15 protein-coding genes are annotated in these 17,813 nt (G+C 60.5%); 5 read left to right on the top strand and 10 right to left on the bottom strand.

Going from position 1 to position 17,813, the window contains the following annotated elements; translation table 11 throughout:
- Positions 1-45: 45 nt before the first annotated feature.
- The 6 genes from rpoB to ubiA form a co-directional block, all read right to left on the bottom strand.
- Complete coding sequence (rpoB, locus tag M3N55_RS10120) at positions 46-4,182, bottom strand: DNA-directed RNA polymerase subunit beta (protein WP_249058487.1); 4,137 nt, start codon at positions 4,180-4,182, stop codon at positions 46-48.
- Between the two features lie 275 nt (positions 4,183-4,457).
- Positions 4,458-4,835, bottom strand: coding sequence for a 50S ribosomal protein L7/L12 (gene rplL, locus M3N55_RS10115; RefSeq protein ID WP_249058485.1), 378 nt, complete (start codon positions 4,833-4,835; stop codon positions 4,458-4,460).
- Positions 4,836-4,907: 72 nt separating this feature from the next.
- Entirely contained in the window at positions 4,908-5,423 is a 516-nt protein-coding gene (gene rplJ / locus M3N55_RS10110; protein WP_249058483.1) for a 50S ribosomal protein L10, read from the bottom strand.
- A gap of 286 nt (positions 5,424-5,709) precedes the next feature.
- The gene (locus tag M3N55_RS10105) at positions 5,710-6,036 is read right to left on the bottom strand and encodes a hypothetical protein (protein WP_249058481.1); all 327 of its coding nucleotides are present in this window, start codon (positions 6,034-6,036) and stop codon (positions 5,710-5,712) included.
- Between the two features lie 18 nt (positions 6,037-6,054).
- Positions 6,055-8,079, bottom strand: coding sequence for an OmpA family protein (locus tag M3N55_RS10100; protein WP_249058479.1), 2,025 nt, complete (start codon positions 8,077-8,079; stop codon positions 6,055-6,057).
- A 35-nt stretch (positions 8,080-8,114) separates the two neighbouring features.
- Positions 8,115-9,089, bottom strand: coding sequence for a 4-hydroxybenzoate octaprenyltransferase (ubiA, locus tag M3N55_RS10095; protein ID WP_249058478.1), 975 nt, complete (start codon positions 9,087-9,089; stop codon positions 8,115-8,117).
- A gap of 12 nt (positions 9,090-9,101) precedes the next feature.
- Here ubiA and M3N55_RS10090 point away from each other — a divergent pair, with 12 nt between their 5' ends.
- From M3N55_RS10090 to M3N55_RS10070, 5 genes are read left to right on the top strand one after another with little or no spacing between them, the layout of a single operon-like run.
- Entirely contained in the window at positions 9,102-9,830 is a 729-nt protein-coding gene (locus tag M3N55_RS10090) for a 16S rRNA (uracil(1498)-N(3))-methyltransferase (protein WP_249058477.1), read from the top strand.
- Positions 9,827-10,672 carry a GNAT family N-acetyltransferase gene (locus M3N55_RS10085; RefSeq protein WP_249058476.1) on the top strand — a complete coding sequence of 282 codons (846 nt, stop codon included), beginning with the start codon at positions 9,827-9,829 and terminating at the stop codon, positions 10,670-10,672. The genes M3N55_RS10090 and M3N55_RS10085 overlap by 4 nt, the downstream gene beginning before the upstream one ends.
- Positions 10,669-11,184: a hypothetical protein gene (locus M3N55_RS10080; protein ID WP_249058475.1), complete on the top strand. Its 516-nt coding sequence runs from the start codon at positions 10,669-10,671 to the stop codon at positions 11,182-11,184. The genes M3N55_RS10085 and M3N55_RS10080 overlap by 4 nt, the downstream gene beginning before the upstream one ends.
- A 54-nt stretch (positions 11,185-11,238) precedes the next feature.
- On the top strand, positions 11,239-12,609 hold the full coding sequence (locus tag M3N55_RS10075; RefSeq protein ID WP_249058474.1) for a glutamate--cysteine ligase: 1,371 nt from the start codon (positions 11,239-11,241) through the stop codon (positions 12,607-12,609).
- Entirely contained in the window at positions 12,609-13,502 is an 894-nt protein-coding gene (locus M3N55_RS10070; protein ID WP_249058473.1) for a lysophospholipid acyltransferase family protein, read from the top strand. Before M3N55_RS10075 ends, M3N55_RS10070 begins: the two co-directional genes overlap by 1 nt.
- On the opposite strand, the gene ccoS is transcribed toward M3N55_RS10070, so the two are convergent.
- Genes ccoS through ccoG form a run of 4 tightly spaced genes read right to left on the bottom strand, consistent with a single transcriptional unit; the run spans position 13,503 to position 17,769 of the window.
- Entirely contained in the window at positions 13,503-13,676 is a 174-nt protein-coding gene (gene ccoS / locus M3N55_RS10065; protein ID WP_249058471.1) for a cbb3-type cytochrome oxidase assembly protein CcoS, read from the bottom strand.
- Positions 13,677-13,684: 8 nt separating this feature from the next.
- Positions 13,685-15,859 carry a heavy metal translocating P-type ATPase gene (locus tag M3N55_RS10060; protein WP_249058469.1) on the bottom strand — a complete coding sequence of 725 codons (2,175 nt, stop codon included), beginning with the start codon at positions 15,857-15,859 and terminating at the stop codon, positions 13,685-13,687.
- 6 nt (positions 15,860-15,865) lie between these two features.
- Positions 15,866-16,342 (bottom strand): FixH family protein, encoded by a 477-nt coding sequence (locus M3N55_RS10055; RefSeq protein WP_249058466.1) that lies wholly within the window; start codon positions 16,340-16,342, stop codon positions 15,866-15,868.
- Entirely contained in the window at positions 16,339-17,769 is a 1,431-nt protein-coding gene (gene ccoG, locus M3N55_RS10050; protein ID WP_249058465.1) for a cytochrome c oxidase accessory protein CcoG, read from the bottom strand. The genes M3N55_RS10055 and ccoG overlap by 4 nt, the downstream gene beginning before the upstream one ends.
- Positions 17,770-17,813 lie beyond the last annotated feature (44 nt).

Raw genomic sequence — 17,813 nt, 5'->3', positions numbered from 1 at the left:
AAAGAAAACGGACCGGACCCTTTGAAAGGGTCCGGCGCGTACCGCTTACTCGTCCTCCTCCGAATCCAGGAGTTCCATGTTCAGGCCAAGGCCGCGGACTTCCTTCACCAGCACGTTGAAGGATTCGGGCACGCCGGCCTCGAAATTGTCTTCGCCCTTGACGATCGATTCATAGACTTTGGTCCGGCCCGCGACGTCATCCGACTTGACCGTCAACATCTCTTGCAAGGTGTAGGCGGCACCATAAGCTTCCAGTGCCCAGACCTCCATCTCACCCAGACGCTGGCCACCGAACTGCGCTTTACCACCCAACGGCTGCTGTGTGACAAGGCTGTAAGGCCCGGTCGAGCGTGCGTGCAGCTTGTCATCGACAAGGTGGTGCAGCTTGAGCATATATTTCACGCCCACGGTGACGTTCCGTGCGAATTTCTCGCCCGTGCGCCCATCAAACACCGCCGATTGACCCGATGTGTCAAAGCCCGCGCGAGTCAGCGCATCGTTCACATCAGCCTCTTTCGCACCGTCGAAAACGGGTGTGCCAATGGGCACGCCCTTGGTGACGGTTCCGGCAGAATCGATAAGGGCCGCATCCTCCATGTCCGCGAACACATCGGAGTAGGTCTCATCACCATAGCCGATCCGCATAGCTTCGCGCACGGGGGTCATGTCGCCCGAGCGACGATAATCCTGCAACGCTTCGTCAATCTGGACCCCCAAGCCGCGCAGCGCCCAGCCCATATGGGTTTCAAGGATCTGCCCCACATTCATACGCGACGGCACACCAAGCGGGTTCAGAACCATGTCGACCGTGGTGCCATCGGCCAGAAACGGCATGTCTTCGACAGGCACGATCTTGGAGATAACACCCTTGTTGCCATGACGCCCAGCCATCTTGTCACCGGCTTGCAGTTTGCGCTTCACAGCGACGAAGACTTTGACCATCTTCATCACGCCCGGCGGCAGGTCATCACCACGACGAACTTTCTCGACCTTGTCGTCGAAGCGAGCCTGAAGCTGACGCTTCTGCTGATCGTAAAGCGCGTTCAGGGCCTCGACCTCTTGCGCCTCGGCTTCGTCAGCGAGGGCAAGTTGCCACCACTGGCCACGGCTCAGGCTGGAGAGCAATTCCTCAGTGATCTCGGAATTGGCCTTCACGCCTTTTGGACCTTTGACAGCGGTCTTGCCCATGATGAGCTGTTGCAGACGGCCATAGATGTTGCGCTCAAGGATCTCCAACTCGTCATCGCGATCGCGCGACAGGCGTTCGATTTCCTCGCGCTCGATCTGAAGCGCGCGCTCGTCTTTTTCCACACCGTGGCGGTTAAAGACGCGCACTTCCACGATCGTGCCATAGGCACCCGGCGGCAGACGCAGCGAGGTGTCGCGCACATCCGATGCCTTTTCGCCAAAGATGGCGCGCAGCAGCTTTTCTTCCGGCGTCATCGGGCTTTCGCCTTTGGGCGTGACCTTGCCGACCAGAATGTCGCCAGCCTGCACTTCGGCACCGACATAGACAATACCTGCTTCGTCGAGGTTGCGCAGTGCTTCCTCGCCCACATTCGGGATATCGCGGGTGATCTCTTCCGGGCCAAGCTTGGTGTCGCGCGCGGCCACTTCGTATTCGTCGATATGGATCGACGTGAACACGTCATCCTTCAGGATGCGCTCCGAGATCAGGATCGAGTCTTCGTAGTTGTAGCCGTTCCACGGCATGAAGGCGACGACCACGTTACGACCCACGGCCAATTCGCCAAGGTCGGTGCAGGGGCCATCGGCAATCACCTGACCGCGCGTCACTTGCTCGCCCACCGTCACCAGCGGACGCTGGTTAATGCAGGACGAGGCATTCGACCGCTTGAACTTGCGCAGACGGTAGATGTCGACGCCCGGCTCGCCCGGTTCCAGCATCTCTGTCGCGCGCACCACGATACGCTGTGCGTCGACCTGGTCGATGATCCCGGCGCGGCGCGACATGATCGCAGCGCCCGAATCGCGGGCCACGGTTGCTTCCATACCGGTGCCGACCAACGGTGCATCGGCCTGCAACAACGGCACAGCCTGACGCATCATGTTCGAGCCCATCAAGGCACGGTTCGCGTCATCGTTTTCGAGGAACGGGATGAGCGATGCGGCAACCGAAACAAGCTGCTTCGGCGACACGTCGATCAGGTCGACATTCTCGATCGGGTTCAGCATGAAATCGCCGCCGACGCGGGTCGAGACCATTTCGTTGACGAAACGGCCTTCTTCGTCGAGCACGGCATTCGCCTGTGCCACCGTGTGGCGCTGCTCCTCGGTGGCGGACAGGTAAACGACTTCATCCGTCACCTTGCCACCTTCGACCTTGCGATAGGGGGTTTCGATGAAGCCGTATTTATTGACCCGCGCGAAGGTCGCCAGAGAGTTGATCAGACCAATGTTCTGACCTTCCGGCGTCTCAATCGGGCACATACGACCGTAATGGGTGGGGTGCACGTCGCGCACCTCGAAGCCCGCGCGTTCGCGGGTCAGACCGCCCGGCCCAAGCGCGGACAGGCGGCGCTTGTGCGTCACCTCAGAAAGTGGGTTGGTCTGGTCCATGAACTGCGACAACTGCGACGACCCGAAGAATTCACGCACTGCGGCAGCGGCCGGTTTCGCGTTAATCAGATCCTGCGGCATGACCGTGTCAATCTCGACCGAAGACATGCGCTCACGGATCGCGCGCTCCATGCGCAGCAGGCCGACGCGATACTGGTTTTCCATCAGCTCGCCCACGGACCGCACACGACGGTTGCCAAGGTGGTCGATGTCGTCAACCTCGCCCTTGCCGTCACGCAATTCCACAAGGCCGCGCACACAGGCGACGATGTCTTGGGGGCGCAGCGTGCGCAGCGTATCGGGCGCATCGAGTTGCAGGCGCATGTTCATCTTCACGCGACCAACGGCAGAGAGGTCATAACGCTCGGAATCGAAGAACAACTGGTCGAACAGGGCCGACGCGGTGTCATAGGTCGGCGGCTCACCCGGACGCATAACGCGGTAAATGTCATGCAATGCGGTTTCGCGGTTCCAGTTCTTGTCAGCCGCCATCGTATTGCGGATGTATGGGCCAACCGTCACACCATCAATGTCGAGCACTTCGATATCGGTGATGCCATTGTCCAGCAGGGTCTTGAGCGTGCCGCCCTTGACTTCGCCGTCCTTGTCCAGCTCCCACGTCAACTCATCCCCGGCTTCGACATAAATCGCGCCGGTTTCTTCGTTGATGATGTCGTTGGCCACATAGCGCCCGACGATATTGTCAAACGGCACCAGCAGCTCGGTGACTTCGCCTGCGTCGATCAGTTTCTTGACCATGCGCGGGGTCATCTTGTCGCCAGCCTTGCAAATCACTTCGCCGGTCGCAGCATCGACCAGATCCATGGCAGGGCGGGTGCCGCGCACGCGCTCGGGGAAGAACTTGGTGACCCAACCCTTGTTCTTCTCCAGCCGGAAGCTAACCTTGTTGTAATAGGCATCCATGATCGCATTCTGATCCATGCCTAGGGCATAAAGCAGGCTGGTCACAGGCAGTTTGCGGCGGCGGTCGATGCGCGCGAAAACCAAATCCTTGGCGTCGAACTCGAAATCCAGCCACGACCCGCGATAGGGAATGATCCGGCAGGTGAACAGCAGCTTGCCCGAGCTGTGCGTTTTGCCTTGGTCATGGTCAAAGAACACGCCGGGGCTGCGGTGCATCTGACTGACCACAACGCGCTCGGTGCCGTTCACGATGAACGTACCGTTGCCGGTCATCAGCGGCATGTCACCCATGAACACGTCTTGTTCTTTGATGTCCTTGACCGACTTCGCGCCGGTTTCCTCGGAAATATCAAACACGATCAGACGCAACGTTACCTTCAGCGGTGCGGCATAGGTCATGTCGCGCTGCATGCATTCTTCGGTGTCGTATTTCGGCTTTTCCAGCTCGTATTTCACGAATTCCAGCGTAGCGGTTTCGTTGAAATCCTTGATCGGGAAAACCGACTGGAACACGCCCATGATCCCCTCGCCGTCATGCGGGGTGTCGGAATCTCCTGAGCGCAGAAACAAGTCATAAGACGATTTCTGAATCTCGATCAGGTTCGGCATCTCCAGCACTTCGCGGATTTTGCCGAACATCTTGCGGATGCGTTTCTGGCCAATATGGGTTTGCGCCATATGCGTGGTCACCTTCTTTGTCTTCGCGGGCGGGCAGGCTGTCGGGCCTCAGCCGCCGGCCGCTTGCGAAATGGGTCAGAGGCTCTATTCCTGCAAACCCTCCCACAGGTCCGCTCCCGAGCCGATCACTTTCCCTGGACAATCCTCTGCGCTTTGGCGTTCGGGCAGATAACCCAAAACAAAGGGCTGTCCAGAAACAGCGATAAACTGGGGCCAGATATGCTCTGGCCCCAGTTTCAAATTGAGGGGGTCGAGATGCCGCGCATCCCGCCCAATTACTTGAGCTCGACTTTCGCGCCAGCTTCTTCGAGCTTCTTCTTGATTTCTTCGGCTTCCTCTTTCGGAGCGCCTTCTTTCACGGCCTTGCCACCAGCTTCGACCAGGTCCTTGGCTTCTTTCAGGCCCAGACCGGTGATGCCGCGGACTTCTTTGATGACCGCGATCTTGTTGGCGCCAGCTTCCATCAGGACGACGTCGAATTCGGTTTTTTCTTCTTCGGCCGCGCCAGCATCGCCAGCCGGGCCTGCCATCATTACGGCGCCGCCAGCAGCGGGCTCGATGCCGTATTCATCCTTCAGGATGGTTTTCAGTTCTTGTGCTTCCAGCAGGGTGAGGTTCACGATCTGCTCTGCAAGTGCTTTAAGGTCAGCCATTGTTCTGTTCCGTTCTGTTCAGGTTTGTTTGTCCAACGCGGGCGATCACACGCCACGCGGGCCATTGGTTGCTTATGCCGCTTCGCGCTCTTCGAGCGTCGAAAGGATGCCGGCAATATTGGAAGCAGGCGCACCGATCGCACCGGCAATGTTCGAAGCAGGAGCACCGATGCACGACACGACCTGAGCAATAAGCTCTTCGCGTGAGGGCATGGCGGCCACAGCTTTGACACCATCGGGGTCCAGAGCCGAACTGCCCATAGCACCACCAAGAACCACCAGCTTGGCGTTTTCCTTGGTGTAGTCCTGAACCACCTTCGCAGCCGCGACGGGGTCTTCGGAATAGGCAAGAACGGTCATACCTGTCAGAAGGCCGGAAATGCTTTCGCAAGGCTTTCCTTCCAGGGCGATCTTGGCGAGCTTGTTCTTGGCGACACGCACAGCTCCGCCCGCTTCGCTCATGCGAGCGCGCAGAACCTGCATCTCAGCAACCGTGAGGCCAGCGTAATGTGCTACCACAACCACGCCAGAGCTTTCGAAGATCTGGCCGAGTTCCTCGACCACTTTCTCTTTTTGGGCTCTATCCACAGGGTCTCTCCAATTTTCGAGGGGTCGCCCCCTCGGCTCGTTGCGCCGGGCTGTTACACCCGGCAAGAGGTCCGAACGGGCACTCTCCAATTTCGCCCGAGGAAATCCCCGGTCAGAAAATTGTTTCTGTCCCGCCTCAGGCAGGATTTATGATGCTAGGCACCACCCACCGTCTCGGACGAATCATCACAGGCAAAATCAAACGATCTTCCCTGAGACGTGGGCGTGTTAGTCGAATACGCACCCGATGCCAAGGGCCAAATTCTCGCCGCGCCGTCCAACAGCATTATTGCGGCGTGCCGCCCTGCATCTGGCTACGATAATACTCGGCCTCTGCACGAGCTTCGCGCAGGCCGGCCATGGCAGCGTCAACCTCGGCTTCCAGTTGCCTTATGCGCGCTGTCATGTCGCGCTCGCGGGTCTCGACATAGGTGATCGCCTGATCGCGGATTTCTTCTGCCTCATGCAGGGCCTGTGCCATCTTGTCCAACTCGCCCAGATCTTGCTGGCGCACCCGTGTGAAACGATGGATCAACCAGTTGGTGAACCAGCCCAGCGCAAAGGCCACGAACAGCACAAGGGCAGTGACAAGAACGAATTGCATACGGTTCATCTGAAACGATCCTGTTACTTACTCGGCCCGGTCCGGGCGTGTGCGGGGGCGAAGAGCGGCATCTTCGCCAGGGCTGACAGGGATCGCAAGCTCCGATTCGTCGGGCAACTCCTGCAATTCTGCGTCTTCGGCGGGCGTGTTACCTTCTGGCGCAAGCTCTGCGCGCGCAGCTTCAAGCGACGCGCCGATCAAGGAAAATTCAATCCGTCGATTGTCTTCGCGGCCTGACTCTGTGGCATTATCCGCAATCGGAAATTCAGGGCCATAGCCTTTCGCCACGAACTCGCTGACAAGGGCGCCACGCGCCATCAGCCCGGCAACAACGGCTTCCGCACGTTGTTGGCTAAGCCGCATATTGGTTTCCAGGCGTCCTTGACTGTCGGTATGGCCCGCCACTTCCATGCTCATGCGGCCACAACCTCGCAGCACCTCTGCTATTTCATCCAGAACACCGATGGCATCCCCGGTGATAGAGGTGGAACCGGGGTCGAAGGTGATCTTGCGATCCGTGATGATCTCGTCGATCCAGCCTTTGCAGCGCGCCGGGGTAGGCAGCTGCGCAATAGGGTCGAACGCCTCGTCATAGGTGACGTCCAATGCGAACACGGCCCGCTGCCCCAGCTTGTCGGCAAGCAGGCGTGAAATCTGGTCAGACGCATCCGTCAGGCCAGAGACACCGGAAATCTCTACCCGGTCCGGCACGACCCGCACCGTTCCCGTGTTAAGATAGCTTAGAACATCCACCGCCAAAAGTGCCTTCAAAGGCCACCCCCCCGGCAAATCCGGGTCAAGCCGGGCCGCCATGGTCACGGCATCCGGGCCAAAGTTCGCCTGCGCCAGACTGCGCACGGCATCACGCGTTCGTGCATCGGTCAGACGCCCTGACAGCATAACCGCGCCGTTTTCCAACAGACGCGCGCCGAATTCGGCCTGATCCTGAACCGCCGCCAACTGCGAATCGCTGGGCGGCAGACGCACCGCATCTAGCGAGAAAGCATCAGGCAACCGACCTTCCAAGGCACCGATCCGTCTGTCGAACACGTCCGACCCGACTGTTGCAGGCACCACCATCGTAACATCCGTGTCCGAGAACGTGACCGTGCCAGCCCCCATCTGTGCGATGGTATCCAATGCCGCAACGACCCCATCCTGCCAATCCGGGGTCGGCGCACCCAGACCGACAATGCATTCCAAGCGCCCGCTGGCACCGGCGGCGCGCGCGCTGTTCAGGATCGCGCTGCGGGCGTCCTGCGTATCGGCGGCGCAGGCATCAAAACGCGCGCCGTCCTCATCCAACACGAACCGCAGGGTGAATGGGCTGATCGCGGGGCGCGGGGCGCTGATGTCAAGCGCGGCGATCACGTCGCGCGGCCGCTCGCGGGCCAGCTCTATTCTGATGCGGTCGCGCTCGTCTTCAGAGCCGGTCAAACCGACGACATTAACCCGCCCCGGCGAGATGGAAATCTTGGCAGCATTCAAAGACGCCAAGGCACTCAAGGCAAAGTCTGTCGCGCTGGCCCATGCAAAGGGTTCGGGGTAGCCTGCCGTTTCCAACATGTTTTCGACCGACAATTCCGCATCAACTGCCTCGACTCGTGCTTGGAATGCGCTCAGGTCGAACTCCCACGGCACAAGCCCAACCATCTGCACATCCAACCCGTTGCGCAATATCTCCATCGAGAAATCAGGCGCAGCAATTTCGGTTGCGGGTTTTACGGTAATCTCATCCAGAATACGTTCGGCAGAAACGATCTGGTTTGCCGTGCTGATGGCGTTAAAACGAGAGGCTTCTGTCGGGGCTTCGCCGCTCAAACGCAGCAACAAACCATCGGTTTCAACCTCTGCCCAATCCAGCCCTTCGGTAATAAGTGCGCTTGCAGTCTCGCGCGCGACAACATTTTCCAACGCGCGCGCGCTCAGTTGCGCGCCGCCAAGCGCCAGCAGGGCTGCGGCAACAAATGCGATGCCCGTCATCCCATACCATTTATACTGGATCAGAAGCGGTGTTGCCGCAGAGAGCAATCGGTCGAGAAAGCGTTTCATGCTTGTCCCCTAGCGCCTTCAAGCGGGCCGCGCAATCAGGCGAATAGGGCGGCGGCAAGAAACAGCGCAGGCAAAAGCCCGGCGTCACGATTAGACCTAAACAGCTTTAGGCAGACCGCGCCATCATCAATGTCCAGCTTCGTCAACTGCCATTGCATGTGCCACCCCATGGCCCAGGCGCCTCCCAGCCCGATGGACATGGCCAACGGGTTGGCCAAAGGCGCCAGCGCGTAAATGATCGCCAAAGACATCAGCACCACTGTGCCAACCAGAAACCCGCGCAGCCATTTATCCGTGTTGTCGCCAAACAGCCGCGCAGTCGATTTCACGCCGATCAGCGCATCATCCTCACGGTCTTGGTGCGCATAGATCGTGTCGTAAAACAGCGTCCAGCTTATACCGGCCAGATACAGGAAAATCGCGGGCAGCCCCAAACTGCCGGTTTGCGCCGTCCATGCCAGCACCGCACCCCAGTTGAAGGCCAATCCCAGAAACACCTGCGGCCACCATGTAAAACGTTTGGCGAAAGGGTAAATCGCGACCAACGCCAGCGACAGAACACCCAACCCCACAGCGTTCCAGTTGAAGGTGAACAGGATCAGTGCCGCCACGCCGGTTTGCAGACCCATCCAGATCAGCGCCTGGCGTGTCGTGACCTGACCAGACGGGATGGGGCGTGACCGGGTGCGCGCGACCTTGTCGTCAATATCCCGGTCCGTGACGTCATTCCATGTGCAGCCCGCGCCGCGCATCAGCACCGCGCCAATGCCGCAGGCAACGACGATCCAGACCGTCAGCCAACCCGCAGCATTGGGCGCAGCCGCTGCCCCCAGAAACGCACCCCACCAGCACGGCAACAGCAAAAGCCATGTGCCAATGGGCCGGTCTATCCGAGACAACCGCAAATAGGGCCGCAGATGCGGGGGGGCGTGACGGTCGACCCAGTTCTGCGCATAAGCATCGGCAACGGGTGTGTCCGTGCCCTCTGGCCTTTGCGGGTCATTATCCATAAATTCGGCCCCATGTCTGGCGAAGCGGTCAAAATCAGGCTCTTTCTAGAGCAGCCCTTGGGGGCGGGGCAAGGGTTGGACCTGTCGCGCGACCATGCGCATTACTTGTTCAACGTCATGCGGCTGGGTCCGGGTGCGGCTATCGCCGTGTTTAATGGGCATGATGGGGCGTGGCTGGCAGAGGTTGTCGAGGCTGGCAAGCGTGGTGGACGGTTGCAGTGCCAGCATCAGATTACGCCACAGCGGGACCCGCCCGATTTGTGGCTGATCTTTGCGCCGATCAAAAAAGCGCGCACCGATTTCATCGTGGAAAAGGCCGCCGAGATGGGCGCCGCGCGTATCCTACCGGTGCAGACAGAATTTACCAATTCCGACCGCATCCGTCAGGACCGGCTGCAAGCCCATGCGGTAGAGGCCGCAGAGCAATGTTGCGGCACATTTGTTCCCGTGGTTGAAGACTTGCAGCCGCTCTCGCGCCTGTTGGCCAACTGGCCCGAGGGGCGCGCGCTGATCTGGGCGGATGAAGGTCTGGCTGAAACCGCCGCCCCTGCCCCCATGCCGCCTGCCCCCGCAGCCCTGCTCATAGGTCCCGAGGGTGGGTTCTCCCCGTCCGAGCGCGACCGGCTGCGCGCATTGCCGATGGTTCATCCCATTTCGCTTGGCCCACGTATCTTGCGCGCCGACACCGCAGCGGTGGCTGCACTGACGCTCTGGCAATCCACAGCAGGAGATTGGGCATGATCCGCAAGGCCGGACCAGAGGATGTCTCTGCATTGGGTGCATTCCTGGAAGCGCATGTCGAAAGCTCCATGTTCCTGCTTGGCAATCTGGACGCCTATGGCACGGACAACACCGACCACCCGCATGGCACGACATTTTTTCTGCAAGAAACCGGGGATGGCATTATCGGCGTCTTCGGGGCGACGAATGGTGGGCTGCTGATGTGTCAGATTCCCCGCCTGACAGCGTTGGAGGCGCAGACCTACGCCCATCTACTGAAAGGCTACACGTTACGCGGCATGACCGGGGCGTCAGATCAAGTGGCCCTGATCCTTGATACGCTGCCGCTGGGCGAGGCTGTCTGGCAGGTGAACCATGAAGAGCCGCTCTATGCGCTGGACCTTGCCACGCTAAAAGTTTCTGATGCCACCCTGCGCGCCCCGATTGAACAGGACCGCGACACGCTGGTCGCATGGTTCGACGCTTATATGACCGAAACGCGCACCCATCCCGGTGGCGACGCAGCCCGGCACCGGGGCGAATCTGCAATCAGGTCCGACCGCGTGCGCCTGCTGGTAGAGGATGCGCGCATCACCGCGATGACCGGGCTGAACAGCGTGGCGCGCGGCGTGGTGCAGATTGGCGGCGTGTTCGTGCCCCCGGATCTGCGGGGGCAGGGCCGCGCGGGGCGGGTCATCGCGGGCCATCTGGCGGACCTGCGTGGGGCAGGACTAGAACGCGCCATATTGTTCGCCAATTCCGCCCCTGCTGCCCATGCCTATGAAAAAATCGGGTTCGAGAAGATCGGCAGCTACCGCGTGGCGCTGCTGCAAGACCCGGTCACATTGGGCAACCCGACATGAGCGTCATTCGCCCCGAACTTGTCGAAGGCTTGCGCCGCTGGTCAGAGGTGATAGCCAGCATGGCACTTGCAGCCTTTGGTCTGTGGACCTTGCAAAGTCATGATCGGTTCATCCAGATAATCGGGGCCGCAATTATCGCCACCGGGCTGGGGCTGGCGTTGCTCGCATGGCGGCGCTTGCGCTTCCACCGAGAGACCGCAGCACCCGGCATCGTGCAGATCGTCGAAGGACAGATCAGCTATTTCGGGCCGGAGACGGGCGGATTTGTCGGAATCGGGCAGATCGTGGAATTGCACCTTGTGGATCATGGCGCGACATGGCGTCTGGTCACGCCAGAGGAAGCCCTGCACATCCCCGTTTCCGCCCAAGGTGCAGATGCCCTGTTCGACGCCTTCGCGCAGCTTAAGGGTCTGCGCATGGCCGATGTTCTGGACGCACTGGACCACCCGCAAACCGCCCGCGTGCTTTGGTTGCACCCCAGCCGCCGCCCTGTGAGACTTGCCAAGGCTTGACTTGGCCGCGCCCCCGGCCCAAGTCTGCCCGCGACACGAATAAGGAAGCGCCAGATGTCTATTCCCCAAACCGGCGGCGGGCCGATCGAAAGCAAGGCCCAACTTGCCGAATATCTGGCCGCCGGCTGCAAGCCCAAAGACCAGTGGCGCATCGGGACCGAGCATGAAAAATTCGGCTATTGCCGCGACACGCTGAACCCCCTGCCCTATGACGGCCCGCGATCCATCCGCGCTGTGCTGGAAGGGCTGCGCGACCGCTACGGCTGGGCTCCGGTCTTGGAAGCGGGGCATATTATCGGGCTGGAAAAGGACGGAGCGAATGTGTCCTTGGAACCCGGCGGGCAGTTGGAACTGTCGGGCGCACCGCTGGAAAACATTCACCAGACCTGCGACGAGGTTAACCAGCATCTGCGCGAAGTGCGTTCCGTTGCGGAAGGTATCGGGGTGGAGTTTATCGGGCTGGGGGCCGCGCCCATTTGGTCGCATGAGCAAATGCCCGTCATGCCCAAGGGCCGTTACAAACTGATGACCGATTACATGGACCGCGTCGGCACCATGGGCAAAACCATGATGTATCGGACCTGCACGGTGCAGGTGAATCTCGATTTCGGGTCCGAAGCCGACATGGTCCAAAAGCTGCGCGTGGCGCTGGCACTGCAACCCGTGGCCACCGCGCTGTTTGCCAATTCGCCGTTTCTGGACGGCAAACCAAACGGCCATAAAAGCTGGCGCGCGCGCGTCTGGCGCGATCTGGATGCCGCGCGCACGGGTATGCTGCCTTTCGTGTTCGAGGACGGTTTCGGGTTCGAGGCATGGGTGGAGTATGCGCTCGATGTGCCGATGTATTTTGTCTATCGCGACGGCAAATATATTGACGCATTGGGCCAGTCCTTCCGCGACTTCATGCGCGGCGAATTGCCCGCGCTGCCCGGCCAGATGCCAACACTCTCGGATTGGGCGGATCATCTGACCACCATTTTCCCCGAAGCGCGGCTGAAGAAATTCATCGAGATGCGCGGGGCCGATGGCGGCCCGTGGCGCAGGCTCTGTGCGCTGCCCGCCTTGTGGGTCGGGCTGTGCTACGATCAATCCGCGCTGGATGCCGCCTGGGACCTGGCCAAGGGTTGGGATGCAGAAACCCGTGACGGGCTGCGCTTGGCGGCGTCTGTGGATGCGCTGGGTGGCGCATACGGCGGGGTGAAACTGTATGACATCGCGCGCGAAGTTGTCGCCATTGCCGAATCGGGGCTGAAAGCGCGTGCCTGCCCCGGTGCGGGTGGGTTGTTGCCCGATGAAACCCATTTCCTGAACGCGCTGAAAGAAACACTGGAAACCGGGCAAACCCCGGCGGATGAATTGCTGGCCCGCTACCACGGCGACTGGCAAGGCGATCTGTCGCGCATTTATGCCGATTACAGTTATTGATGGCAAAGCTTGGCTCTATAAGCCTGCGTCACCGCGCCCAAGACTGGCTGGCCGCCGCGTTTTTGGAGGGGTTGAAGCCCCTTCCCTACCGACAGCGCATTCCACTGCTTGGCTGGCTTGGGGCGCATGTGATTGGTCCTTTGGCGGGACTGCGCAGCCGGGTGCGGGCCAATCTGTCAATGGTCGCGCCAGAACTACCCATGGCAGAGCGCAACCGCATCGCGCAGCAGGTTCCGGGCAACATGGCACGGACCATAGGCGAGATATTTTCGGGCGCGGAATTCGTCGCGCATGCCACGCGCTCCGAGGTTGAAGGGAGCGGGCTTGCCTATCTTCATGACGCGCATGCAAAGGGCCAGCCCGTTATCCTTGTGACCGGCCATCTGGGAAACTACGACGCAGCGCGCGCCCTGCTTTTAGCGCAGGGCTTCAAGGTTGCCGGGTTTTACATGCCGATGCGCAACCCGGCCTTCAACGCGCGTTATGTCGCCGCAATTTCGCGCATCGGCACGCCGGTTTTCGCGCGGGGGCGAGACGGGCTGGTCAAAATGCTGCGTTTCCTACGGCAAGGCGGCATGGTCGGGCTGGTGGCCGATCATTACATGCAACACGGAGAGCTTCTGGATTTCATGGGCCAGCCTGCGCGCACGGCTCTCTCTGCTGCCGAAATGGCGCTGAAATACAATGCGCTGCTGGTGCCGGTTTACGGTATCCGCCAGCCGGACGGGCTGAATTTCAATGTGCGCATCGAAGCCCCGATTCCGCATAGCGATCCGGTCACGATGACAAAAGCGCTGAATACATCGCTCGAAGCACTTGTGCGGCAGCATATGGACCAATGGATGTGGACCCATCGACGCTGGAAGAAGAACCGCCCAGAGGATGCAACCTGACTACCGGTTCTTGTCCACCGGTTTTGGTTTGTCGTCGTATTCGTCGGTCAGTATGCGCTGGCTGTCGCCATCCGGATCATCATACATGCCCTTGCGCAAAGTCCAGATAAACGCCCCCAAGCCCAATAGGCCAAGGATCAATGAGACCGGGATAAGGATGGTCAGAACTTCCATAGGTGTCTTTACTTCAGCCGCAACGCATTCAGCGTGACAGAGATGGACGAGACAGACATGATCGCCGCCGCGATAAGCGGTGTCGCAAGGCCAACAAGCGCCACGGGCACAAAGATCGCATTATACACGCCGGATTGCCAGAAATTCTCGCGGATGCGGCGCTTGGCCTGACCCGACATGCGCAGCGCATCGGCAATTGGCCCAATATCGCGCCCCAACATGACCATGTCAGACGCCGCGCGCGCGGCATCGAGCGCACTGGCGGGGGATATTGACACATGTGAGGTGCTGAGCGCCACGGTGTCGTTCAGGCCATCACCAACCATCAGCACCTTGGCACCGCGGGCTTGCAGCGCCTCGACCTTTGCGGCCTTGTCTTGCGGCAGGGCTTCGGCCTGCCAATGCTTTATCCCCAGCCGCTCGGCCAAGGATTGCACCGCGCCCGGCACATCGCCCGACATCAGCCAAACCTGCGCACCCTGCTGGTGCAGCGCGCGCACAACCTCTTCGGCGCCGGGGCGCAACTGGTCGGTGAAGGTGAGCGGATGGGTTAGACCATCCAACGACAGATAAGCAGCGGTGGTCGTCACCGCGTCTGCCCCAACCCAAGCCGCGCGACCCAAGCGCACACGCGCACCGTTCCATTGCCCTTCAACACCATAACCCGGCACTTCGGCCAGATCGGACACCAACGCGGGGCGCAGGCCCATATCGCGCAGCCCTTTGGCCAGCGAGGTGGCCAGCGGGTGGCCCGACGCCTCTGCCAAGGCCAGGGCCACGCGGCGGGCATCCTCTGGCAGGCCGTCCAAATTGGTCGGCACAGGCGTGCCCATGGTCAGGGTGCCGGTCTTGTCAAAAACGACCGTGTCCACCTCTGCCAACCGTTCCAGCGCGGTGCCGTCCTTGATGAGCAACCCTTTGCGGAACAGCTTGCCGCTTGCCGCCGTGACCACGGCAGGCACGGCCAGACCCAGCGCACAGGGGCAGGTGATGATGAGCGTTGTAACCGCGACATTGATCGCAACGCGGACATCGCCGCCGGTCAGATACATCCAGACCGCGAAAGCGCCCAACGACAGCAACGGAATGGTCGGCGCATAAGCGCGCGCGGCGCGTTCCGCGAGCGTGGTGTATTTTGTGCGCGCGGATTCAGCATTGGCGACCAGATCGGCCATGCGGTGCAAGGAACTGTCCTTGCCAGCCGCCGTAACCCGAACGGTCAGGGGGCCGGTCAGGTTCACCTCGCCGGCGCTGACAACGGCACCTTCGCCCGCGAAAACCGGCAGGGTTTCGCCCGTCAGCAACGCGCGGTCCAGTTCCGACTGGCCTGCGATGACAACCCCATCCACCGGCATACGCCCACCGGGACGCACCAGAACCAGATCGCCCACCGCCAGTTCGGCAACATTAACGGTGCTTTCGACCCCGTCCCGCACCCGAATGGCGCGCGGCACTTCCAAAGCGGCCAGTTCCTGCGCGGCAGAGCGCGCGACGGCACGCGCGCGGAAATCCAGATACCGGCCTGCCAGCAGGAAGAAAATCAGCATGACGACCGAATCGAAATAGGCATGGGCGCCCGATTGCAGCGTCTCAAAAATCGACAGGCCCAGCGTCAGCAGAATGGCGAAGCTGATCGGCGCGTCCATATCGATGCGGCCCGCGCGTAAGGCCTTCCAAGCATTGCGGAAAAACGGCTGGCCCGCGAAGGCCACGGTTGGAATGGCGATGACCGCGGAAATAAGGTGAAACATGTCGCGGGTCGGCCCGTCTGCCCCGGACCACACCGCGACCGATAGCAGTATGATGTTCATCATGGCAAAGCCCGCCACGCCCAGCCGCATCAGCAACTCGCGGCCTTGGCGTTCGGTTTCCGTCATGGACAGCGTGCCCGCGTCCAGTTCATGCGCATCATAGCCCAAGGCATTCAACCGGGCGATCACATCTGCGGGTTCGATTCCGGCATCCGCATCAACGCTCAGCCGTTTCAACGTCAGGTTCAACCGCGAAGAATTGACTCCCGGCATCTTGGCAAGGTCACGCTCGATCGTGGAAATGCAGGCCGCGCAATGCACCTCTGGAACCGATAGCAGCACCCGCGCGCGGGGCAGATCGGCGCGGGCCAAACTTTCTGCTGCTGGCGCCGCCGCACAGGCCGGGCAGCCCGAAGCGCGAATGGTGGTCATCCGTGACTACCCGTCAACATGCAGCACCACGCGCTGCTGGAACAAGGTGCCATCAGCGGCCGTGGCACGCAGGCGGATATTCCAGTTGCCGGGCGCGATCTGAACAGGGGCGCGAAAGGCCCCGTCCAAAAACACGAAATCGGGACGCTGGTCGTCACGGACATGGGTGGCGGCGCCCAGAAGCGCATCCAGCGTGGCAACTTGGGCCGGGTAGCCATCTGGACCGATGATGGACAGAACAAGTTCGTCCCCCGCAATATCGGCGCTGACATTCCATCCCAACGCTTGCTGCGCGGCCAGTTCCTCGTTGAAGTTCTGGCTGGCGACGTAAGAGTTCTTCACCTCCAGGCCCGGAAAGGTGCTGACCGCCGAATAGGCCAAGGTCAGGTTGACCGCGATGATCGTTCCGAAGGCTGTCAGCATGATTGCCAGCACTTTCGGCCCGGTCATGCGAAATCCTGTGCCATCGTTATCCTTGGTCATTGACCTCTCCCATTGAACACGGTTTCAGAATAAACCCTATCCTGACTTCCGGCAATCGTGGCCCAAAGTCGCACGGTGCTGCGTTGTGCCGCAGCCGCGTCGGTGCCGTTCGGCGCTTCCAGATAGACACGGACCTGCGCCATCTCGTCGGGGTTAAGCGTAATCGTCGTGTTATCTTCACCTTCGACCGACATGCGCAAATCCGCGTTTTCTGTAATCGAGAGCACAAAATCGCGTTGTTCATTGGCCATGTTGCGCAAGCGCACGTCATAGGCATTGCGCACGGTTCCATCCGACAGCACCACATGCGTCGGATTGCGCACGGGTGACACGCTCATATCCAGATCGGCGCGGATGAAGAGCGCCACGACCAGACCAACGCCCACCGCCAACCAGATTGCGGTATAGACCATCGTGCGGGGGCGGAAGACATGTTTCCAAACCGATTTCGGCGCCTTACCCCCGCGTTCGCTTTCATGGTCGGACAATGCCATATAACCGATCAAGCCGCGCGGCTTGCCGATCCGGTCCATCACCTCGTCGCAAGCGTCAATGCACAAACCGCAGGTGATACAGGCCATTTGCTGCCCGTCGCGAATGTCGATGCCCATGGGGCAGACATTCACGCAGGCCATACAGTCGATGCAGTCGCCAAGGTTTTCTGCGCCCTCGCTTTTACGGTGCTTGCCGCGCGGCTCTCCGCGCCAGTCGCGGTAGTCGATTGTCAGCGTGTCCTCATCCATCATCGCAGCCTGAATCCGCGGCCACGGGCAAGCATAGATGCAGATCTGTTCGCGGAAAAAACCGCCGAACAAGAAGGTGGTCATGGTCAGAATAAGGATCGTCAGATAGGCGATCATCGGGGCCTGACCCGTGAACAGGTTGACCAGAAGTGTCGGCGCATCCGCGAAATAGAACACCCATGCCCCGCCGGTCGCCATGCCGATCAGGAACCACAACACCCATTTCAGACCGTATTTGCGGACCTTCTCGAAATCCCAGTTCTTGCGGTGCAGACGCAAACGCGCGTTACGGTCACCTTCGACCCAACGCTCGACCAGAATGAACAGGTCGGTCCAAACGGTTTGCGGGCAGGCATAGCCGCACCAGACCCGGCCCAAGGCCGAGGTGAACAGGAACAGCCCGATCCCCGCCATGATAAGCAGGCCCGCCACGAAGTAGAACTCATGCGGCCAGATTTCGATCATGAAGAAGAAGAAACGACGCCCTTGCAGGTCCAGCAGCACTGCCTGATCGGGCATTTCGGGGCCGCGATCCCAGCGTATCCAGGGCAAGATGTAATACAGCCCCAGCATTCCAGCCAGAAGCCACCATTTCATGGTGCGGAAACTGCCCTTTACGCGGCGCGGGAAAATTGGTTCGCGCTTGGCGTAAAGCGATGGGGGGCTTTGATCTGACGAACTCACGCTTGGCTCCTGACTGTGGCTTGCCGCGGTTGTTTCATGCGCCT

This window comes from Roseinatronobacter domitianus, assembly GCF_023336755.1.
Classification (GTDB): Bacteria; Pseudomonadota; Alphaproteobacteria; order Rhodobacterales; family Rhodobacteraceae; genus Roseinatronobacter; species Roseinatronobacter domitianus.
Note: the sequence above shows the minus strand (reverse complement) of the source record. Positions and strands in the feature narration are given on the sequence as shown.